Below are 22,116 nucleotides of genomic sequence, written 5' to 3' on the forward strand. Positions count from 1 at the left end.
ACCTTGAAGGTTTCTTCCCCTGCCGGAAAATGATGCCCGGATCAATTGACGGCAGAGGCCAGCCATTGCTGTTCCGTCGCCGTAATCATGCCTCTTTCTTTCCCCATTTCGAGAAACAGCCTGGATCCCCCAAGAAATCTCCCGGAGCCTGGGGCCTCACGCATCCGGACGGCCGGCAGCGCGGTCTCTTGATCCCGACGGGGAATCGGGGATGGACACAATGTCGAGAGGCGTCTCCACAATCCTTTGCAGTCCATCTTTTCGCACGATGAAATCGACCTCGATGCCTACAGCGCCTTCGTTGGGGATGATGAATTTCGGCTCAACGGCCATGACCATACCCTCCCGGAGCACCATTCTGTGGCGCGCCGTAATGACAGGCATTTCGTTAAGTTCGAGGCCAAATCCGTGCCCGATAAAGGCCACCTGCCCTTCGCCGTGGCCCATAAAAAATTCCTCCAGCCTTGCCCGTTTCACATGATCGAGGGCCCTCGTGAAGACCTCCACGGTATCTACGCCCTCCTTCACATAATCCATCATGTCCTCGATGATCTCCCGTGACACCTCGTATGGCTTCCGGAAGCATTCCTTCATCTCCCCCACCACATAGACCCGCGTTTCATCGGTGACATAGCCGTTGTACCCCCCACCATAATCCACGATGAGAGGGATGCCCTTTTTCACGATGTTGGCGGAAGAACCCTGGCCGACGGCCGGTGTCAGTCCGAACCCCGCGATGGGCACATCGCCGCCCGATGCAACCGTGGACGAATAGCCCTGGGTCACCAGGGCACAGGTCATCTCCCGGTTGAATCCTCTCATGCGCAGCAGCCCCTGATGGCCCCTGCGCCTGCCTTCGGCGACAAGGTCCGCCTCAATCGCAACCTCCTGCCTTCCCTCCCTCACAATATCCCTGGCTTTTCGAAACACATGGGACACAATCTCTCCCGATTTGAGAATCTGTCGAATTTCAAACTCGCTTTTCGCCAGCCTCACCTGCCTGATCAAAGGCGACACGTCTGCCACGTGGTCATAACCCAGGATGGATTTCCATTTTTCAGCGATAAGAAAGGGAACCACATCGAGCTCCATGGCACCGTTTCCTCTGAGCACATTTTTCTCCCTGAGGATCTCCCTGGTTTCTTTGATCTTCTTGATGGGCGTGATCTCAAGGGGCGATTCATAGAGAGCCCGAAACAGACTTTTTTCCACGAAAAAAACAGGGGGCTCATCCACGGGAACAACGAGAACGCCTTTCTGAACCGTGCCGGTAAAGTAAAAGAGGTCCACGTTCTGGAGAATGACCGCAAAATGGATGCCCTGATCTGCCATTAACCCTCTCAAGGCATCCAGCCTTCTCTCAATCTCCTCCCTGGGCGTGAAATCACAGACATTTAAGCTCTTGACCATCTTCCCTGACCTTGTTTCAATACTTCAGCCTGGTCCTCGAACTTTTCCTGACAGACTTTTTCGCGGACGGATTAATCTCCCGTTGATCTTTCGTGAATTCCCCGGGGATATTCTGAGAATTTCCGATGTTCCTGATGCTGCATGAAGATGATGTGCAGTTTTTGGGTGTGTGATAATCCCGGATTTCCTTCCTGTCTGACAGGGGGCGCGGACAGGAAGGAGAATCCGGGGGTTATCATGGCATCTCTTGCGGTTTCAAACAAACCTTACTTGATGATCGGGCCTGGAAAGGGCAAAACCTGCCTGCCGAATACCATGTTTGTCTGCATCGCTGCAGTTGCGTAAATGGCAAGTACCCCACACAATCCAGCGAGATTGCCGGCAATCGGGGCATAGGTATGGTGATCCAGGAACCCCATGTATATGCCGGTAATGAAAGGCAAAGCCAGACACATGGGAACGATCGCTGCAAATGGGGCTAGCGGCATGGATTTGGCGAACATCGGAATCTCCAGCCACAGGATAAGCGTAATGGTTAACCAGGCCCATCCCGTTATCCGGGGATCAAACTTCCACCCGTAGACGCCGGCAAAATACTGAAAAATCCACAGGGAGCCGGTTACCAGCATGAAGTAAGCACTGAACCAGGTGAAGGTGTTGCCACCGGAGGAATTGCCCAGCTTCAGCTCGATGACCCCTACAATCACCTGCACGAAGAAGCCACCGATCAACCAGATACCCGCAATGGGCATGGCTTCTCTTGCTACTTTCCCGGTTAACACCGCGTAGAAAATCATAACTGCAATCGCCAAGGCTGTGAATCCGGCGGGCATTGGATTAGCCCATCCTGCACCGTGCTGATCTGACATAATATTCCCTCCTTAATTATGTTATGTATCAGTTCTTTCTACTTAGCATTTCTTCTATTTTGCGCCGCCCCCGAACTGCTCACGCAATTCTCTCTTCAGGATCTTTCCTGCAGCGTTGCGAGGCAGCGACGGCACGATATGGACGACCCTCGGCACCTTGTACCCTGCGATTTTTCCCTTACAGAATTCCGTCACCTCAGCCGGAGTGATGGTGGCCCCTTCATTGAGAACACAGACCGCCGTGACGGCTTCGCCCCAGGTCGGGTGCGGAGTACCGATGACACAGGACTCCTTGATTGCCGGATTCGAATGCAGCACCTTCTCGATCTCTGCGGGATACACATTCTCGCCGCCGGTGATGATCATGTCCTTCAGGCGGTCGATAATGCGGATATAGCCGAAGGAATCGATGGAGCAGACATCTTCCGTATGGAACCACTCGCCCCGGAATGCCTTCTTGGTCTCCGGTTCCTTTCGCCAGTAGCCCAGCGTGACACCGGGACCCCGGACAATCAGTTCGCCCACTCCGCCCTTGGGAACCGGCTTGCCGTTTTCATCCACGATCAGGGCTTCCATGTCGAAGGACGCCCTTCCGCAGGATTCCAGGATGTTGTTGTCGCCTCGGTCAAAGGCGTCCTGGATGTCCCGAGGGCCCAGATTGGTGGTGACGCCTGTTGTTTCGGTCGTCCCGTGGTGTTCACCGAGAATATTTCCATAGGTATCAATAAATTTCTTGTAAACAGCGGGGATGATCCCTGCGCCGGCAAACCAGATGTGCTTCCAGCTTGAGACGTCGTATTTCTTGTGATTCGGCGAATCGAGGATCATCATGACCATCGGCGTGGCAAGCATGCCGCCCGTCAGTTTGAACTTTTCCGTGGACGACAGGAAGAGATCCACGTCCCACTTCGTAAAGACATAGGACGGCGCCGATACATAAAAAGCCCCGAACAGGGTGTAGTGCGCCGTAATGTGATAGAGGGGGCAGATGATGAAGACATGGCTGTCCAGATCCAGGAAGTTGAGTCTGGAACAGACGCGGCCGGCATGTACAAAATTGGCGTGGGTCTGCATGACCCCCTTGGGAAGTCCCGTTGTGCCGCTTGTGTACATGAGCATGGCGATTTCATCTTCAAAGATATCCACGGCCAGTTCCGCCGGCGAGGCCTTCTGGATCATTTCCTCGAAATCAAGCCATCCTTCGGGTTTCTTGTCGGGCGCCCCGAAATAGATGAAGTGCTTGGCCGAAGGAACGGAGTCTTTGAGCTGCTGGGCCATTCCGACAAACTGATCCTGGACGATCAGCGCCGTCGGTTCGGAATCGGTCAGAACGGCAAGCATTTCCGGCGCCGCCAGTCGAAAATTGCAGACCACGAAGATGAAGCCGGCATTGGGGACGTAGAAGGACGCCTCTGTGTATTCTACGCTGTTTTGGCTCAGTATGGCCACCCGGTCCCCCTTTTTCAGCCCGAGCCCATACAGGGCATTCCCCATCCTGTTTGCCCTGTCTTTAACATCGGTGAAGGAATATTCCCGGTTGCCCTCCACCTCCTTGATCGCCACACGATCTGGATACAGCATTACATTGCGGTTGATCAAAGTCGGAATCGTGTTAAACGTCATTTCTGTTCCCATGATAACCCTCCCTTTTTAGAATAGTGCTCCCCTTAACTGAGGTGTATCTTAAGCCAAGCAATTTTGGAACCAAAAATTTTTAATCATATTTTACTATTATGTCAGATACTTAGAAAAAGATTCTTTCTATGAATGATAGTAATTATAGTATTTTTCTAGTAGTATGGTTTTCGAAATCGTGGCGGATTTTTTTAGGATCTCCAGGGCGTCTTCGGGTCATTCAGGCGGATATCTCTGCCGCTTGCCGCAGCCCTGAGAGCAACCGTTATCAATAGAGGGGAACGGACAAAATACGGATGGGATTCTTTTCCGGAGAGACACCAGCTTTCACAGCAGCCATTCAATCGGAAGAAGGGAGAGAAGCCGGACCCCGGCGCGCCGCCAAAGGCTCGTACCCGGCTCCGTGTCATGGCGGATCACCTCTCCGGGCCGATTCTCGATCCAGTAAAGCCCCCCTGTCTCCGACAGACGCACATGATAGGCGTTAGCGGAAATGCGGTTTTCACAAAATTTTGCGATCCTCTTCGCCAGTGCCGGGCTGTCGATGACAACCCCCATCTCGGTGTTCAGATTCGCCGACCGGGGATCAAAATTGAAGGAGCCGATGAACAGGCGTGAACGATCCACGGAGAATGTTTTTGCGTGCAGGCTCAGTCCGGAGCGGCCGAGCGAACCCCTTCGCTTTCTCTTGCCGCGGTCCGGTGACAGGCGACGCAATTCACTGATGGCAATCCCCGCCTGAAGCAGCCGCTTACGCCACTTTGCATAACCGGCGTGGACCGGGGCCACATCGGTGGCTTCCAGGGAATTGGTCAGCACCCTGACGGCTACCCCGCGGTCCGCCATGGCGACAAAGGCATCCACACCGGCAGCGGTGGGAACGAAGTAGGCGGACACAAGCAGCACCTCCGATACCGGCTCTCCGATGATCTGCTTGAGTTTCTCAGGCAGGTTTACCTCAGCGGCGGCGAGCCCCAGGACTTTTGCCGGATCATCGCTGACCGCGTGTGTGGCGGCCCATTCCAGCGTCAGGCATCCTTCAATCAGCTCACGGACGAAAGGGGCATTGCGTAAGGCACTCATGTATTTTTCCGCCGCGGGATCGGACTCAATGCCCTGCGCAGCCGAGGCAAGCTCGGCCAATCGCGCAGAGTCGGCAGGCGGTAGTAATCGGCCCAGCGGGAAGGAGGAAACGCTGTGCCAGTACCGGTCAAAATCAACCGAAATTTCCTCAACGACCGGCCCGACAGCCAGGACGTCAAGATCGACAAAGAGCACTCCCTCGGCGGCACCGAAGTATTCGTCACCGACATTGCGGCCACCCACGATGGCAGCCTGATTGTCCGCCGTAAAAGACTTGTTGTGCATGCGTCTATTCAGGCGCAGAAAGTCGGTCAGGTAACCGATCCAGCGCGGGGTGCGAATAGAAACCGGATTGAACAGCCGGACTTCAATGTTCGGATGAGCATCCAGAGCCGCCAGCGTGTCATCGATCCCAAAGCTGCCGTGATCGTCGAGCAAAAGCCGCACACGTACACCGCGGTCGGCCGCATCGTGAAGGGCTTGAAAAAGAAGCGTTCCCGAAAGGTCCTTGCGCCAGATGTAATACTGAAGGTCGAGAGACCGCTCCGCATCCCTTGCCAGGAGTATTCGCGCGGCAAACGCATCACGGGAATCCGCAAGGGGATAGATACCGGACTTTCCCGGATGGGCGGTAACCGATGGAGCAATCGCCCGTCCAAGCCTTGTCCCGCCATTATCGGCGGCGAAGTTCGACCGGGTACGGGTTTCACGGGATGGCAACATGCGGTAACGACCTACGAGTTCTGTAAGGAGATGGCTGATTGTCTGTGCGCCTCACCGTGACAACGGTTTGATGATCCTGACCGGCAAAGCGACCGTCGGTCCTCTGTGATTGAACGGTGCCCTCCCGGCAGCAAACGCGTTGCTGTCTTGAAGTCCAGGCATCCACGATGAGACCGTGCGCCCCCTTCCCATGGGAGACACGGGCGAATGATGCCGTTCTCTACGCTTCGCTTCAGTCCTTTCCATGTTCCGGATGAACCGCTCATCTCTTTCGCATGGTCACGCGAAACAGCTTCCGGGGCAGGTCGCCCTCTTCAAATTCGTCGATGCCGACCAGATCATATCCCTTCGCCAGCCGCTTGACCATTTCCCCGCTGAAGAAATGGACGACAAATCCTCCCGTTTCGTAGAGACCTTCGCCTCGGTAAACACCGACTCCGAAATGGGCATCTCCCGTATGGCGCACGGTATAGACGTTCAGCCCGCGGGGACGGAGGACCCGGCGGACTTCGTTCGAGAGGGTTTCTAGTTCCTTCGTCGTCATGGCCATGCAGTACAGCATGTGCGAATAGCAGGCATCGAAGGTTTCGTTCTCAAAGGGAAGCGGCTCCCGGACATCATGACGGATGACGGTGATCCGCCCGGACAAGCCGAACTGCCGGGCCTTTTCCGAAAGGGTTGCGGCAGATTTCTCCGCATAGTCCAGGGCATGGACTGAAAACCCGCTGCACGCGAAAAAGAGGCTATCCCGCCCTTGCCCTGCACCTAGTTCAAGGATCTTTTTTGTTCCCTCTGCCCGAAACAGCCCCGCTGCCATCCTGGCCGGTTCGCTGGGTTCCAGGCCGAACATGTCCTCTGCCTCTGAAAAAACATTTTCCCAATGCCGCAGCTGGGCGTTCAATATCTCCCGGTCGATCCGCCCTGCACCCTGCCCCATGTTCCGCCTTTTCACTCCGACCAGCCCCCGTAAAAGAAATCCGGCACGGCAACGTAACGTTCATCCTGAAAGGTAACCCCCTCCATCTCCAGCAGTCGCCTTTTCATGTGGAGGCCATACCGGAAGCCCCCCAGGCTCCCGTCGGATCGTATGACCCGATGGCAGGGGATGATCAGGGGAAAGGGATTTCTCGCCAGAGCGGTTCCCACGGCGCGGGCAGCCCCCGGTTTGTCCAGGTGTTCGGCGATCCGCCGGTAGGTGCTGACCCGGCCACGAGGGATCGCGAAGTCGGCAAGGAGAACTCTCCGTGAAAAGGGGGAACAGAGATCGAGGTACAGCCTGTCGAGAGAAAAACGAATCTCCTCCCCGGACAGGAACGCCTCGATTTGATCAAGAAATCGGTCAATTTCCCGGCAGGAAGAAGTATCCATACCTGGAAAGAGTTTCTCTACAGCCTCATCGGCCGAAATCCCCCCCGGAGAAGACAAAAGGATTTGGTAGACTTTCGGCTCTCTTTCGCGAATCGACCAGAGGACCGCCACGGGGCCAAAGGGTGTCCCCCTGGGGCAGAGCTCCAGGGAAATTTCGCTGTTGTGTCTCATCCATGCCCTTTCATCTGGTTGAAAAACATCCATGGCCCCCTCTGCCCATCTCGCCAGATCCATCATACCATCCCGATCACAACCCCTTTGTCACCCTCTTCACGCCGGCCTTCCCGGCGAAGCGGCCTTTCCGCGGCCCCGTTGCGGAAAAACGCTCAGGGATTCATCCCCTGGTAACCCGACGACGGTCATCCCTCAAATAAGGTCCCCCTTTTTCCCTTGAAAAGGATCTGACCACAGACCGGCAAAAGCTTACCTCCAGGTGACTGACGCCTTTTTTCTCAACGGAATACAGCGGTAACGATGCTTTGGATAACCGACGAGCATGGCCCCGAACGCCTGGTGCCCATCAGGAAGCCCAAGCGCTTCAATCATGGGGGGATACAGGTTGGCGGCTCTCGTGAAAAATCCCGCCCAGCAGGCCCCGAATCCTGCAGCAAAGGCGGCAAGTTCCAGGTAGGTCAGGGCGATGGTGCAGGATGACTGTGAGACGGCCAGAGCCCCGTCGGCATGAGCCACAATGACATGCGGAGCCCCCCGGCAGATTCGATCCTCACCGTTATCCCAGGCTGCCACAAACCGTTTCATGTTGAGGCCTTTGGCCAGTTCAGGATCCTCTTTAACGACCTGCCGCATCCAGTCGATGACAAGGCCGGCCAGACGCCTGACCTCTCCGGCATCTTCGATGACCAGCCATTTGACCGGCTGCGCGTTCACCGCCGAAGGGGCGTAGCGGGCCGTATCGATCATGGCGGCAATGGCTTCACGACCCACCGGCTGCTTTCTATAGGTGCGGATCGATCTCCGGACCGTCAGGAAGTGTCTGGCCTGATCCGCCGAGGGAAGCAGCTTCGGGTCGACGGGAAGGCATTGCTCCGGCTTCATGAATTTCAGCGACAAGGCGCCAAAAGGGCAAACGGCGGCACAATGACCGCAGCGGATGCATTGCTTTTCCGCCCGCTCGATCGGGACGGGAATGCTGTCTTCGTCACGCAGGGTGATCAGCTTCAGTGGACAGACGGCGGCACAGGTGCCGTCGCGCTTACATTTTTCGACATCAATTTCAAAAAGGGTATTCATCATTCTAATCTCCTGAACCTATCCATTGCTCGTCATACGGGTATGCTGAAACGCTTTGGAAAAATACATTCCATAGAGGATTTCCCCAGGGACCTTTTTCCTCAATTCCGAGGGATGGCATACGCCATCCGACGCAGCCGTCATGACACGCTTCAGGCCACCTGGCAGGCAATCGTCCCTGAGGCATACTCCCCCGCAAGAGCATTGAAGGATCGCGGCCTTTCAACAGGGAATATGCAACACGTTTTTATTATTACAGAAAAAGGGAAAAAGCGACAGAATTCTCCATGGCCGCACGCACAGGCCGGCGAGGCCAACGGTGAAATGCTTGTCGTAAAGCGATGTGACCTGTCCGTCCGAGCCCGATCCGGGTGATTCACCGATGTGCGATGTGCCCATGAACGGCGTTTTTCTCATGGCCTCTCCCGGGGCCCCTCATGAGAGAGGGTGCGCAGCAAAACGGTAAGGCTTCCCTTCTGATTTTTCAGCCCGAGCTTTTCCCTGAGTTTCCCCCGGTGGAAATCGACATCGCTTTTTGAAACGTTTACGATCTCGGCTATTTCCTTCGATGTCTTGCCGTCCCTGACCAGCACGGCGATCTGAACCTCTTTTTTCGTAAGGTTCAAATAACTGGACGTCAGCTTCTGCACGAAGGGTGAGGCGATCTCATCCAGATAGGCCTCCGCACTGTTTATCAACGCTCTCTGGGCCTGGTTCAGAGGCGTTTTCTTCAGTTTTACCAGACAGGGAAGAACCTGTTCCCTGATGTTGATCAAAAATCTTTCCGTCAATTCCTCCTGATTCTTTTCGAGATTTTTCAGCAGCACCTTCAAGGCTGCATCAACTTCCTCAAGAGACTTCGTTTTTTCCTGCAATTCTCTATCCCTCTTCTGCAGGACCTCTTCCGCCCGCTTCCGTTCGGTGATATTCTCCACAATGCCTTCCAGGTGGTCTATCGAGCCATCCGGTTTGAACACGCTCCGGATTGCCGCTTTTCCGATCAGAATGCCGCCGTCCCTGCGGATCAGGGGATAGTCGCCATCATACCAGTTCCGCTGCTCCATGGCAGCAAAAAAAGCTTTGCGGTCCCAGGCTTCTTCAGGAAAGGGGTCCATGCCGGCAGAGGCAGACATCAGATCCTCCGGCGATTCGTATCCAAGCAACCTTGAATAGGCGGAATTGACACGGAGGAGCCTGTTTGGTTCGAGGGTAGAATGGAACATGGCGATCGAAGCGTTCTCGAAAAAGCTCCGGCCAAGGGATTCGTTATCGGCGAGTGCCTTCTCCATTTGCTTGCCCCTGGTTCTGTCAACGATGGCCACCACAGCCGAAAGAAACCCGCCCCCCCCATCCCGTATCGCCCTGGAGCGGATCTCTCCCCACTTACGCGACCCATTCTTGCAAACATAGTACTCTTCCAGAAAAATCGGGGCGATCTCGCCGCGGACCTGTCCTGCAATCATCTCTTTCACCTGGCCGGCGCCGTCCGGATGCATGATTTCGCGGATATTCATGCCCTTGAGCTCTTCCTGAGTGTAACCGGTCAATGCTTCAAAACGTTTATTGGCGCGGAGAAAGGTTCCCCCTTCATCCACCTGGGAAATGGCCACGCGGGCATTTTCAAAAAGAGCCCGGTGATGTTGCAACTCTTCGCGGAGGGCCTCCTCCTTTTTTTTCAGCTCGGTGATATCGGCCAGGATGGCGAGGCATTCCTTCCCGTCTTCGGACACCGTCGCGCTGACCGTGACGGCGGTTCGAGCGCCTCCATTGCCCGCCAGCCTCAGTTCGCAGGCTTCATCGGCCCCGCCGTCAAAGATCCGTTCCAGAAACGTTTTAAGGGCAGGACGTTCCGGCTCGGAAACGAAACGGCCCAATGGCCGGTTGATCAACCGTAAACGCTCAATCCCGATCAGGTCGGCGGCAGCCCGGTTTGCCGCGCGGATCACTCCTTCGCGCTTGATGCTAACCAATCCAATGGGAACGGAATCGTAGGATTCAGGGAAGCGTTCCAACCCCGTTTCGAGCCTTGTCCTGATTTCGTCCATTTCCTCTTTCTGCATCTCTATTTCGATTTGATGCACGCGAAGTTCATGAACAAGCCACTCGATATCCACACCGGTCCGAGAAACGGCTTCCTGCAACCCCTCTAATCGTTCTTCCGCTCTTTTTCGCAGCGGCGCTTTTTGCAACGGATTCCGCATAACGACGATGATGGCCCCCCTTCACTTCAGCTTGCCCCCTACCGACAGCAGGGAAGCAGATGTCCAATCGGCCCGCAACAGGGTGTACCTTCCTCCTGCGCGCTCATATACTAGTAACCATTGCCGTAAGTCTAGTATTTATTTCGCATTGCATTTTAGACCTACATCGGTCATCAAAATACAATTGTGACATATATCAACAATGACGCATATTCTTGGTCAGGGATGGGGAAAAAATGAGTGATACTTTTATATTAAATGGGAAAGAAACACCTTTCGAAAAGGGTCAGGTGATTCTGGAGGCGGCGCGCAATGGAGGAATTGAAATTCCTACTCTCTGTTATCTGAAGGGAGCCAGCCCTACGGGTGCGTGTCGAATTTGTCTGGTGGAGGTCACGGGGGCTCGATCGCTCATGGCGGCCTGTTCCACTCCTGTAGCAGCCGGAATGGAAGTGTTTACCGAGACGGGCCGGGTTCATCAGGCAAGGAAACTCAACGTCGAGCTGCTGCTTTCCAGCGGAAAGCACGATTGCATGGTCTGTGAAGCGAGCGGGAACTGCCGGCTGCAGGATCTGGCTTATTTCTATAAAATAACCGATCTGAGGTTTGAAAAAAACGAAGAGATCTATCCGGCCGAAACGGAAAATCCATTTATCGTGCGCGACTTCAGCCGCTGCATTCTTTGCGGACGCTGCGTGCAGGCCTGCAACGAGGTGGTCGTCAACAGGGCGATCTCGCTGGGTTATCGCGGTGCGAAAAGCAAGGTCTGTACGGGTGGCGATCAGCCTTACATGGACAGCAGCTGTGTTTTCTGCGGGCAATGCGTGGAAGTCTGCCCCGTCGGAGCGTTGACGGAAAAAAAGGCCGTCAGCCTCGGGCGCCCCTGGGAAACGCAGAAAATCCGCACAACCTGCCCTTACTGTGGTGTCGGCTGCCAGCAGCTCCTGCATGTCAAGGATGGCAGGATCGTCAAGGTCACGGCCGTCGAGAACGCCCAGCCAAATGAAGGCCGCCTGTGTGTTAAAGGCCGATTTGCCTACGACTTCATTTATTCGAAAGACAGGCTCAAGACACCGCTCATTCGCCAGGAAAACGGCGATTTTCGCGAGGCATCCTGGGATGAAGCGCTTGACCTGGTGGCGGATAAATTCAAGGGCATTATCGAACAATACGGTCCCGATGCCCTTGCGGGGGTCAGTTGCGCCCGCAGCATCAATGAAGACTCCTATCAGATGCAGAAACTCTTCCGCTCGGTGATCGGAACGAACAACATCGATCACTGCGCGCGCACCTGACACGCCCCCACAGTCGCCGGTCTGGCGACTTCCTTCGGCTCCGGCGCCATGACAAACTCGTTCGCTGATTTCAAGAATGCGAAGATGATCCTTGTCATCGGCTCCAATATGACCGAGGCGCATCCCGTTGCGGCAACGTTCGTCAAGGATGCGGTTCTCAGCGGGGCCCAGCTGATTGTCGTTGATCCAAGACGCACGGACCTTGTTGATTTTGCGTCGCTTCATGTGCCGATCAACGTCGGTTCCGACGTAGCTTTCATCAACGGCGTGATGAATGTGCTGATCAACGAAAACCTCTACGACAAAGCGTATGTTGAATCCTGCACGACAGGCTTTGATGAGCTCAAGCAGAAAGTCATGGAATATCCCCCGGAACGGGCGGCTGAAATCAGCGGTGTTTCCCCCGATGCCATTCGCGAGCTGGCTCGCCGGCTGGCTTCGGTCAAACCGGCAATGCTCATGTACACCCTGGGCATTACCGAACACACCTGCGGCGTGAACAACGTCATGTCCTGCGCCAACCTTCAGATGCTCCTGGGCAATGTGGGATTTGAATGCGGTGGGGTCAATCCCCTGCGCGGCCAGAACAACGTCCAGGGAGCCTGCGATATGGGCGCACTTCCCAATGTCTTTCCCGGATATCAGCGTGTCGATAACGCCGAGGCGAGAGAAAAATTCATGAAGGCCTGGAACGTTCCCTCGCTGCCCGACAAACCGGGGCTGATGATGCCCACCATGATGGAAGGGTTGACCACAGGAAAGATCAAGGCCTTTTATGTCTTTGGTGAGAATCTGGCCAATACGGAACCGGACATTCACCACGTCGAACACTGCCTGGAATCGGCTGAATTCCTCGTTTGCCAGGATATCTTCCCGACGGAAACGACGCGTTTTGCCCATGTGATCCTGCCTGCCGCCGCCTGGAGCGAGAACGACGGAACCTTTACCAGTTCCGAACGCCGTGTCAACCGGGTGCGCACGGCAAGCCTTCCTCCGGGCGATGCGAAACCCAACTGGTGGATATTCAAGGAGCTTGCGAAGAGGATGGGCCATGAATGGGCATCCAACAGTGCCCAGGAAATCTGGGACAACGAGCTGTCCGTACTGGCGCCCTCCATGGCGGGAATCAAGTACTCCCGCCTCGAAGAGGACGGCATCCAGTGGCCTGCACCGAGCCTGGACCATCCGGGGACACCCACGCTGCACAAGAATGGCCGCTTCACCGGCGGTCTGGGCGTGCTGAAAGCCCTGGACTGGACACCACCGGCGGAAGTTCCCGACCAGGAATTTCCATTGACGCTCTCCACCGGCCGGCGCCTGTACCACTATCATACCAGGACACAGACGGGGCGTTCCCAGGGCATCAATGAGCTGCTGGGTGAAGAGACGGCGGATCTCTCCGCGGCTGACGCACGGGAAAAGGGCATCTCCGACGGCGAAAGAATTTCCGTCAAATCCCGCCGGGGAGAGGTTGTGGTCAAGGCCCGGATCACCAACCAGGTCCCGAAAGGCCTGGTCTGGATGGCGTTCCACTTCCGCGAAGGCTGCGCCAACTGGCTTACGAATCCTGTCTATGATCCCATCACGCAGACGGCGGAATACAAAGCCTGCGCCGTGCGGATAGACAAACTGGGCTGATTGAGCGTTTCACAAGGCCCCGAGGCAAAAACGGGGCCGTGTGCATATCAACGCATTTCTTTGAACAGCGGCTCGTTTCAAAAAAGAGCCGCCACATTGCTGCAGGCATCACAACTTTTACGGAACCCCGCGCCCCGGCATTTTCATGCCGGGGCGTTTTTTTTGGGGATCCGCCCCTCGCGTCTCCAGTCTCCCCCGTTTCGTCTTGTTCCTGTCACTTCAGAAGGGAATGCCTTCCGAATTCCGCCAAACCGGAACACAGGACCCGGGTCACTTTTTTACTGATTGACAATATTTCCGTGATGGCCGATATTTATGTCATAGAATGGGGTTTGTCGCGGAAGGATTGCCATGGAATATGAAGTGATCATCATCGGAGCCGGACCAGGCGGCATCTTTGCAGCGCTCACGCTTGCAGACCTCGGCATTTCTCCGGTCCTCCTGATCGAGCAGGGCAGGGACCTCGGCAAGCGCACCCGCGGAAATGCCTCGGACATGCTCTGCGGCTGGGGAGGAGCGGGGGCTTACAGCGACGGAAAATTAACCCTCTCAACCGAAGTCGGCGGATTTCTGAGCGATTATGTTGGCCGGAATGCCCTGTTGGAGCTTCTTTCCCATACGGATAAGCTCTATGTGGCCCACGGAGCCCCGGATCAACTGTACGGGGAAACATCGGCCGCGTTCGAAGAGCTTTCCGACCGGGCGCGGATTGCTGATCTTGAACTGGTGCCCATGCGAGTGCGCCATATCGGGACGGAAAACTGCTCCGTCGTTCTGAAAAATCTTCAGCAGTACCTTGTCGGGCGTGTGGAGATTCGCACAGACAGCCCCGTGGAAAACATCCTGACGGAAAACGGACGGATCGCGGGCGTGGAAATCGCCGGGGGTCAAAAGGTCCACAGCCGCTTCGTTCTTGCCGCTCCGGGCCGTACGGGGTCGCGGTGGATGAAGGGGCAGGCGGAGCTCCTGGGGCTGAAGAGCATGGCAAGTCCGGTGGATCTCGGGGTCCGGGTCGAATTGCCCGCCATTGTCCTGAAGGAGATCACCGATGCCATCTATGAGTCGAAGCTTATCCACTACTCAAAGACCTTCGATGACAAGATCCGCACGTTCTGCATGAACCCCTATGGAGAGGTTGTGTGCGAAGAATTCGATTCCGTCGCCACGGTCAACGGCCACAGCCATACGAAGGCAAAAAGCGGGAACACGAATTTCGCCATTCTCGTCAGCAGCATGTTCACAGAGCCTTTCAACGATCCCATCGGTTACGGCCGCTATATCGCCAGGCTGGCCAATCTCCTGGGCAACGGCGTGATTGTCCAGAGGCTCGGTGATCTCCTTTCCGGCCGGCGCAGCACTCCGGGGCGCATTGCGCGCTGCCTCACCCGCCCGACCCTTTCCAATGCCACGCCGGGGGATCTGAGTTTTGTTCTTCCCTACCGGCTCCTGGTCAACATCCTGGAAATGCTTCAGGCACTCGACAAGCTCGCGCCGGGGGTCTACTCACGCCATACCCTTCTCTACGGCGTCGAAGTAAAATTCTATTCCAACCGGATTGACGTTTCACCGGAAATGGAAACGGGGATTCCGAATCTGTTTGTCGTCGGTGACGGAGCCGGCGTCTCCCGGGGACTGCTTCAGGCTTCCGCCAGCGGGATCCTTGCCGCGCGCGCCATCGGCGGAAGGATTCGGGAAATTTCCTCATAACTGGGGCTTGAACGCCGATATCGACTTTCATGGAGGAATGAGATGGAACGTATTTCGAAGGACATGAAAGAAGCGCTGCTGTATGAAAAGATTGGCGACGGCAGGGTGCAGTGCGGCCTCTGCAGCCACCGCTGCCAAATTGCCCCCGAAAAAAGAGGGATCTGCGCCGTCAGGGAAAACCGCAACGGCACGCTCTACAGCCTCGTCTACGGCAGGATCATCGCCAGGAACGTCGATCCCATTGAGAAAAAACCCCTTTTTCATTTTCAGCCGGGGTCCCGATCCTACTCCATCGCCACGGTCGGCTGCAATTTCCGCTGCCTGCACTGTCAGAACAGTGAAATTTCACAATATCCCAAGGAATATCCGGGCATCCCCGGAGAAGCCGCCTCTCCCGAAACGATCGTGAGCGAAGCGGAAAGAACGGGGTGCGCCAGCATTTCCTATACCTATACCGAGCCCACAATCTTTTTCGAGTTTGCCTACGATTGCGCGAGGCTGGCAAGGGAAAGGGGAATGAAAAACGTCTTCGTGAGCAATGGGTACATGACACCGGAAGCGACCCGGCTGATCGCCCCCTGTCTCGACGGCATCAACATCGACCTGAAGGGGGATGATGCCTTCTATAAAAAGGTCTGTGGCGCCAGGCAGCAGCCCGTTCTGGACACGATCAAGCTCATGAGGGAACTGGGCGTCTGGGTGGAAATAACAACGCTTCTCATCCCGACGCATAATGACTCCGAGGATTTCTTGACTAAGACCGCCGAGTTCATCCGATCCGTCGATGAGGCCATTCCGTGGCATGTGACCCAGTTCTACCCGACATATAAGCTTCTGGATCAGCCCCGCACCCCGGTTAAAACCTTGAGAAGGGCGCGGGAAATCGGGCTGGCGGCCGGGTTGAAATATGTTTACGAAGGGAACATCCCCGGTGAAGGGGGTGAAAACACCTATTGCCCTTCCTGCGGGGAGCTGCTGATCGAAAGGGTCGGCTTTTCTCTAGGTCCCATCAGGATGAAAAACGCCAGCTGCACAAATTGCGCGGCGGCGATCGACGGCGTTGGGATGCCATAATGGCGCGGCCATGGGAAAAAACCTTTAGGTTCTCAACGAGAAGCAAGGAGGGAGACGATGATTATTCCACTACAGATTACAGGGCACGGCGTTGATCTCAGTGAAGAGGTGAGGAATGAAATCACCGATCGGGCGAACAAGCTTGACAAGTTCTATGACCGGATCATGCGCTGCAAGGTCGTCGTTGATGAGCCGAAAAAGCATCCCCATTCGGGGAGGCTGTACAGCGTACACATCATCATGACCGTCCCCGGCGGGGAAATCGTGACCAGGCGGGAGCAGAATGAGGATCTCCTTGTGGCCATGCGGGATTCATTTGCCGCGGCGCAGCGGAAGCTCGAGGATTTTTCCCGCGAACAGCGCGGTGACGTCAAGATCCATGAAAAGCAGCAGCGGGGGCGTATCGGCATCCTTTTTCCCGATCAGGGATATGGATTCCTCGTCTCTCCGGAGGGCTATGATGTCTATTTTCACAAAAACAGCGTGGTGAACAGGGATTTTGAAAAGTTGTCCCTGGGGATGGAAGTCACGTTTGCCGAGGAGATGGGGGACAAGGGCCCCCAGGCAAGCTCCGTAATCGTTCTGTAGGTGAACGTTATGCAGGAATGGAACGCCGTCGTCACCGTCTATGAAAACGGCTGGAAAACCGGGGCGCATCGCCTTTGACGGTCCGGATGCCGTTGTCGTTGTTGAAACCGTCGGCTCATGGGCAGGTCTTTCGCTCTGGAAACAGGAAGACCTGCACACATACCCCTTTCTCCGGGAGGATTGATTCCCTTGGGAAATCTGAGGGGCACCTTAACAGACAGGATACTTCCCGGCGCTCAATTCCTCGCAGAACCGGTTGATTTCCGAAAATTCCGTTTCAAAAATGTCTTTGGTCCTGCTGGCGACGTCCCCGATTGTCCGCCCCCGTTCAAGGAGAATCTGGGCGGTTGCCATCTGCGGACGGTCCACGGGCGCTCCGATCCGGCTTAACAGCAGAACGTAGACTTCCTTAATCCCATCGATGTTCTCGTATATTTCCCTTGCGATCTTGTGGGACAGAACGTTATAGATCTTTCCCACATGGCTGACGGGATTTTTCCCCGCGGCAGCCTCGGTGCCCAGGGGCCTGCTCACGGAGATGAGCCCGTTCACCCTGTTCCCCCGGCCGACCTGCCCCGAATCCGCATCTTCAGCGGAGGTCCCGAGAAGGCTCAGATAAATTCCCCCGAGTCCCCGGCTCCGCTCATCAAGATTGTTGAAATGGACATCGATTCTTTTAAATCCGCCCGTCTCGCCGAGCATTTCCTTGATGCTCCGATGAATAATCTCCTTCCTCTCAAAATATTCCTCCTCCGACCGGATGTAAGGGGCAAGCAGCGGCATTGCCACGGTCAAGTCCAGGGAATCCCTGCTTCTCAAGCCCATCACCTTGATGTCTTCGCCTGTTTCAGGGTGCATGTTCTTGAACTCAGCCGAATTCAGCCGACCCTCGAGGGTGAGGACGACCTTCTCCGTAGGGCTTAACGGATAATATCCGACCGCGGCAGAGGTGTCGTTGGCCGCCATGACCCTGCCGGGGCGGGAAAAGATATCCGTGAGCTCCTCGGAACCGGGCAGAAGGACAACCCGGTATTCCAGGTGGGCGTCAGGATCCACGAACCTCATATGGCTCCGGATCCACTGTTTGGCGCTGTCAATGGCAATATCGACAACGGGGATTTCCCGGCCGGCGGCGCTGAGCGTCGCCCGGTCCCCGATGGTAAGCTCCATCGGCTTGATCACTCTTCCGCCGCCGAAGTTTTTTTCAACCCTCCCCGCAGACAGCAGCCCCTTGTCTATGTTGTGATGGAGCACCGTTCCGAAGGCTTTGATATACTCCCGGGACAGGGCGACTGAGATCGACTCCATGATGGAATCGCACATATAGTCGGGATGACCCTTGCCCTTGCGCTCCACGATTTCAACCATATGCTCCGTTGCAGATTTCCCCTTGAACGGCTCTACCAGTATCATGGCGGCACCCTCCTTTTTCTGATGTCAAATTCTAAATAAATCAAGCAGTATATTCAATTTAAAAATGGCATCGCTGAATCGTCGGGCATATCCGACGCTGCAATTTCCGTTCAGACCTTCGGCAATTACCTCGGCTTCAATCCCCGTTGCCAAGCAACGGACGGTTGCTCCTGGGAACAAAGGACATGTTCCGAGTCGTCCCACCCCTTTACCTGAAAAAGCTGAAAGCCATCTTCCGGCACAAGACGCTCAGTTTGCTTCTTTCCAAGGGCAAGATTCCCGAGGAGAGGGGCCGGTTGCTTTACTGATGGAAGTCTCTGGTTTAACGTGTTCTGCGGAAACCATATCTCTCCGAATGCCGATGCGGCCATTACCGCAACATCTTGCGGGAGAAGAGAAAAGAGGCGGGTGGCGGCAACGCTCCCCACGATCAGCTCCATTTATTGAGACTTCCGCATTGACACCATGACATCGTTCTTCCTATAATTCTCTCTTGGAAAAACAAGTTCGTATCAATCCATAAAGGGTATTTGAAAAGACCGATATCAGTCAGCCGGTTAAAGGTCATTCAAATTTGGACGGTCCATGCGATCTGGTCCGGAGCAGGCATTATGCTCATTGCTCTGGTTGTATGGCTTTTCTGGGACAGCCGCTGGATATTCTGGATATTCCCGCCATGATCGGCCCGCTACTCATAATGGCAGGCGTAATTGTCCCAAGTGTCTTTTCCAAGGTGATGTCCCGTTGATGAACCGTTCCTCCGGCAGATTCATTTCCACCGATCGCGCTTAAGACGCATGCTTTTTTAATCCTCAATGTCAGGACTTTCCCATGACGATTTTTTGGAAGATGTTTTGCCCGAATGTTTCGGTAGCAGACATTGAAAAGTAATCCTGGTCAAATCCATTATCCTCTTTCTATCCAAGTCCATGCTGCTGGAAGCATGGAAAATGGATCTCATGGCCCGAGATCCCTATTTTAACTTACAGAGAGAATCGCCGGTTCCTGCAGGCTCGTTTATGGTAATCCCAAATTGGCTTTGTTGCTTCAATGGGCAGCAATGAAGATTCAAACGTTAGAGCTGAAAAACCTTCGATTTGTTCATTCAACGATTGGGGCTCGAAGAAAGGGAAAAAGGATCGCCTGCCGTCCAGAAGGAAAAGGAGCTGTTCGTGGCTAAACTGGCAATGGAACTCAGGTATGCGGTACGCTTACTCGTGATCTTAAAGTATTTCGGTCAACTATGCCTCGTCCTTGCCGCACTGACACTGGTACCATTCTTGATCTCGGTAATCCTGGGCGACGTCCCCGTCAGCCGGCGTTACGGGATGGTCATCGCTGGGATCACAATTCTTGGATTCTCCCTGTCCAGGTTGCGGACTCCTTCCAAAATACAGGACAATGAGGGCATCGTGCTGGCTGCCCTCATCCTTGTATTCACCCCACTGGTGATGTCCTACCCGTTAATGGGTTCCGGACTGGGTTTCATTGACGCCCTCTTTGAAGCCATCTCCGGTGTGACAACCACGGGGCTGAGCATGTCGTCCGCGCTTTCGCATAAGCCGCCGACGTTTCTTTTTGCACGCGCATGGATGCAGTGGTATGGAGGGATGGGCATCGTCGTGCTATCCCTTGCACTGGTCATGCAACCGGGTTTGCATGCGAAATGGCTGGCGGTCAAGGACTCCAAAATTGATGATCTGGTTGGCGGCACAAGGGCGCACGCAAGGCGTGTCCTGAAAGTCTATGTCCTTTTGACTGTGCTCGGCATCATGGGTTCCCTGCTGGTGGGAATCGATTTTTTCGACGCAATGATGTACACTTTTTCCGCTGTCTCGACGGGTGGTTTTGCCCCCTATGATGACAGCCTCGCGACGTTGGATTGGCCGGTACAGGTATGGATTATGCTGACCTGCCTCGCCGGTGCGGTCCCTCTGATGTTTTACCACCGGATCTTATGGGAAAAGCGGTTCGCCGCCGCGGACTTGCTGCAACTCGGGGCCATTGTTGTCGCCGCTTTAGTCATCTCGCTGGCGATGGCCGCCTTGTGGCTGAGTTCCGGCATGGCCTGGCAACAAGTAATCCATCACGCGCCCCTGATCGCCTTCTCTGCCCAGTCGACCACGGGTTTTTCTTCAATACCGTGTGAGCAACTCGACGGAGGCTCGAAACTGGTCCTGATCCTCTCGATGATTGTCGGGGGTGGCACGGGATCTACGGCAGGCGGATTCAAGCTCCTGCGTTTCCTGATCGCGGTGGGCGTACTTCGCCTAATCATCCTGAAAACCTGTTTGCCGAAACACGCTGTTATCGAGCATCGAATGGCAGGGCACCGACTTCAGGAGGAAGAAATCCAGTCGGCCCTGCTGTTAATCATACTCTTTGTCTCCGTCACTGCGCTGTCCTGGCTGCCGTTTTTGATCATGGGATTCAATCCGCTCGACTCCTTGTTCGAGGTGGTATCGGCAATAGGAACGGTAGGTCTGTCCGTGGGTTTGACAACTTCAGAGCTTCCTGCTCTGCTCAAGGGAATTCTCTGTTTTGACATGCTGATGGGAAGACTCGAAATCCTTGCATGGCTGGTGATGCTTTATCCAGGCACTTGGTTTGGAAGGAGGATGAAGGAAACATGAGAATCGTTTTTATAGGAGCAGGGAAAGTAACCATAGGTACGGCCAGGGAACTGATTAAAAAGGGCCATGAAGTCGTCATCATCGATATCGATAAAGCCAGAATCAGGGACTTGTCCGAAGAGATGGACTGCAGCTTTCTACACGGCGACGGCAGCCAGCCGAACGTGCTGCACGAAGTCAATCCGGAACAGACTGACTTCCTGTTCTGCCTTACCGACAATGACCAGGTTAACGTCATTGCCAGTCTCGTCGGTCGGTCCCTCGGTTTCAAACGCGTCGTGACGAGTATCGGCGATCAGCAATTTGAAGGAATCTGCCACGAGCTGGGGCTGAATGATACGATCGTTCCATCCATCACCATCAGCCGTTATCTGGAGAATTTAGTGGAGGGCGGTGAAAACGTTGAACTTTCTACGGTCATCAAGGACGAGGCCAGATTCTTCACCTTTATGGTCAAAGAGGATGATCTTTTTACCGCCACGGATCTGAAATTGCCTGCTGAAGCCAAAGTGATCTGTTATTATCGAAGCGGAAAATTTTTACATGCCGATGACGAAACGATATTCAGGACCGGCGACGAGATTGTCATCCTGACACACAGCAAGAATCTGCCCCAATTACAGGAGCACTGGCGTCAGAAGCCCCCGGCGGGAAATTCCACGGGATAGGGTTGATAAGGCAAATGCCGCCTTGAGACAGAGGCTGAAGACCATTGATCCCGCCTTTGAGGCCGTTGAAGCTGAGGAGCTTATCTTCTATCCTGCCGTCCATGGCGGGCTGAAGTAGAAGCTTAGGAGCAATATTCCATAATACAATCTGGCCGCAAAGGGATTATAAAAGCCCCGCCAATCCTGCCTTAGGTCTGAAAACCTCAGCGGCTCTCCCGCTTTACCTCCTTTGCAGGGTGCCGGCGGGCGCTGGCACGGAAGGTTCAAAGTTCTAAACGCGGAAGATACAACCCCTTGACCAGTTCGGTCATCAGCTCAAAATTGAGCGTGTCGATCATATCCGTCTCCTGATGACAATTTCTGTTACGGGTAAGGAATGCCGCTGGATTCTCTCTTCACTGAAAAACCGATCATCTCCAGGAAAACCATTCCCTCCGGTGAAACCTCCTGGTCCTTCATGTGCCTCGCATAGACCATGCATCCCATTTTCTTAGAGCCGAAGCAGGGAGTTTCTTTCTCACCTTCCCTTTCGGGAACGGATCTGACCTTTCGCGTCTATC

17 protein-coding genes are annotated in these 22,116 nt (G+C 54.9%); 8 read left to right on the plus strand and 9 right to left on the minus strand.

Going from position 1 to position 22,116, the window contains the following annotated elements:
• Nucleotides 1-156 precede the first annotated feature (156 nt).
• The 8 genes from ACJ77P_RS11965 to ACJ77P_RS12000 form a co-directional block, all read right to left on the minus strand.
• Nucleotides 157-1,410: a M24 family metallopeptidase gene (locus ACJ77P_RS11965; protein WP_408998353.1), complete on the minus strand. Its 1,254-nt coding sequence runs from the start codon at nucleotides 1,408-1,410 to the stop codon at nucleotides 157-159.
• A gap of 266 nt (nucleotides 1,411-1,676) precedes the next feature.
• On the minus strand, nucleotides 1,677-2,279 hold the full coding sequence (locus ACJ77P_RS11970) for an acetate uptake transporter family protein (protein WP_367359870.1): 603 nt from the start codon (nucleotides 2,277-2,279) through the stop codon (nucleotides 1,677-1,679).
• A gap of 54 nt (nucleotides 2,280-2,333) precedes the next feature.
• Nucleotides 2,334-3,914 carry a class I adenylate-forming enzyme family protein gene (locus ACJ77P_RS11975; protein ID WP_367359871.1) on the minus strand — a complete coding sequence of 527 codons (1,581 nt, stop codon included), beginning with the start codon at nucleotides 3,912-3,914 and terminating at the stop codon, nucleotides 2,334-2,336.
• 327 nt (nucleotides 3,915-4,241) lie between these two features.
• Nucleotides 4,242-5,720, minus strand: coding sequence for a phospholipase D family protein (locus tag ACJ77P_RS11980; RefSeq protein WP_408998354.1), 1,479 nt, complete (start codon nucleotides 5,718-5,720; stop codon nucleotides 4,242-4,244).
• 262 nt (nucleotides 5,721-5,982) lie between these two features.
• On the minus strand, nucleotides 5,983-6,672 hold the full coding sequence (locus ACJ77P_RS11985; RefSeq protein WP_367359873.1) for a class I SAM-dependent methyltransferase: 690 nt from the start codon (nucleotides 6,670-6,672) through the stop codon (nucleotides 5,983-5,985).
• Nucleotides 6,669-7,259, minus strand: a complete 591-nt coding sequence (locus ACJ77P_RS11990) for a methylated-DNA--[protein]-cysteine S-methyltransferase (RefSeq protein WP_408998355.1) — start codon at nucleotides 7,257-7,259, stop codon at nucleotides 6,669-6,671. The genes ACJ77P_RS11985 and ACJ77P_RS11990 overlap by 4 nt, the downstream gene beginning before the upstream one ends.
• A 252-nt stretch (nucleotides 7,260-7,511) precedes the next feature.
• Complete coding sequence (locus tag ACJ77P_RS11995; RefSeq protein ID WP_408998356.1) at nucleotides 7,512-8,342, minus strand: nitroreductase family protein; 831 nt, start codon at nucleotides 8,340-8,342, stop codon at nucleotides 7,512-7,514.
• Nucleotides 8,343-8,752: 410 nt separating this feature from the next.
• Nucleotides 8,753-10,480 (minus strand): PAS domain S-box protein, encoded by a 1,728-nt coding sequence (locus tag ACJ77P_RS12000; RefSeq protein WP_408998357.1) that lies wholly within the window; start codon nucleotides 10,478-10,480, stop codon nucleotides 8,753-8,755.
• 296 nt (nucleotides 10,481-10,776) lie between these two features.
• Between ACJ77P_RS12000 and fdhF the strand changes: the two genes are divergently transcribed.
• The 5 genes from fdhF to ACJ77P_RS12025 all read left to right on the plus strand — a co-directional run bounded on the left by fdhF (nucleotide 10,777) and on the right by ACJ77P_RS12025 (nucleotide 17,026).
• Nucleotides 10,777-13,473, plus strand: a complete 2,697-nt coding sequence (fdhF, locus tag ACJ77P_RS12005; RefSeq protein ID WP_408998358.1) for a formate dehydrogenase subunit alpha — start codon at nucleotides 10,777-10,779, stop codon at nucleotides 13,471-13,473.
• Between the two features lie 351 nt (nucleotides 13,474-13,824).
• Complete coding sequence (locus tag ACJ77P_RS12010) at nucleotides 13,825-15,180, plus strand: NAD(P)/FAD-dependent oxidoreductase (protein WP_367359879.1); 1,356 nt, start codon at nucleotides 13,825-13,827, stop codon at nucleotides 15,178-15,180.
• A 63-nt stretch (nucleotides 15,181-15,243) separates the two neighbouring features.
• Nucleotides 15,244-16,254 (plus strand): AmmeMemoRadiSam system radical SAM enzyme, encoded by a 1,011-nt coding sequence (amrS, locus tag ACJ77P_RS12015; protein ID WP_367359970.1) that lies wholly within the window; start codon nucleotides 15,244-15,246, stop codon nucleotides 16,252-16,254.
• A 57-nt stretch (nucleotides 16,255-16,311) separates the two neighbouring features.
• Complete coding sequence (locus tag ACJ77P_RS12020) at nucleotides 16,312-16,842, plus strand: HPF/RaiA family ribosome-associated protein (RefSeq protein ID WP_367359880.1); 531 nt, start codon at nucleotides 16,312-16,314, stop codon at nucleotides 16,840-16,842.
• A gap of 40 nt (nucleotides 16,843-16,882) precedes the next feature.
• Nucleotides 16,883-17,026 (plus strand): hypothetical protein, encoded by a 144-nt coding sequence (locus tag ACJ77P_RS12025; protein ID WP_367359881.1) that lies wholly within the window; start codon nucleotides 16,883-16,885, stop codon nucleotides 17,024-17,026.
• 26 nt (nucleotides 17,027-17,052) lie between these two features.
• Here ACJ77P_RS12025 and ACJ77P_RS12030 read toward each other — a convergent pair whose 3' ends face one another.
• Nucleotides 17,053-18,255, minus strand: coding sequence for a methionine adenosyltransferase (locus ACJ77P_RS12030; protein WP_408998359.1), 1,203 nt, complete (start codon nucleotides 18,253-18,255; stop codon nucleotides 17,053-17,055).
• A 185-nt stretch (nucleotides 18,256-18,440) separates the two neighbouring features.
• On the opposite strand from ACJ77P_RS12030, the gene ACJ77P_RS12035 reads away from it, so the two are divergent.
• The 3 genes from ACJ77P_RS12035 (at nucleotide 18,441) to ACJ77P_RS12045 (ending at nucleotide 21,556) form a co-directional block, all read left to right on the plus strand.
• On the plus strand, nucleotides 18,441-18,563 hold the full coding sequence (locus ACJ77P_RS12035; protein ID WP_367359883.1) for a hypothetical protein: 123 nt from the start codon (nucleotides 18,441-18,443) through the stop codon (nucleotides 18,561-18,563).
• An 864-nt stretch (nucleotides 18,564-19,427) separates the two neighbouring features.
• Nucleotides 19,428-20,888, plus strand: a complete 1,461-nt coding sequence (locus tag ACJ77P_RS12040; RefSeq protein ID WP_367359884.1) for a TrkH family potassium uptake protein — start codon at nucleotides 19,428-19,430, stop codon at nucleotides 20,886-20,888.
• The gene (locus ACJ77P_RS12045) at nucleotides 20,885-21,556 is read left to right on the plus strand and encodes a potassium channel family protein (protein ID WP_408998360.1); all 672 of its coding nucleotides are present in this window, start codon (nucleotides 20,885-20,887) and stop codon (nucleotides 21,554-21,556) included. The genes ACJ77P_RS12040 and ACJ77P_RS12045 overlap by 4 nt, the downstream gene beginning before the upstream one ends.
• Nucleotides 21,557-22,116: the final 560 nt, after the last annotated feature.

This window comes from Syntrophus buswellii (assembly GCF_046097065.1).
In the GTDB taxonomy this organism is placed as follows: domain Bacteria; phylum Desulfobacterota; class Syntrophia; order Syntrophales; family Syntrophaceae; genus Syntrophus; species Syntrophus buswellii.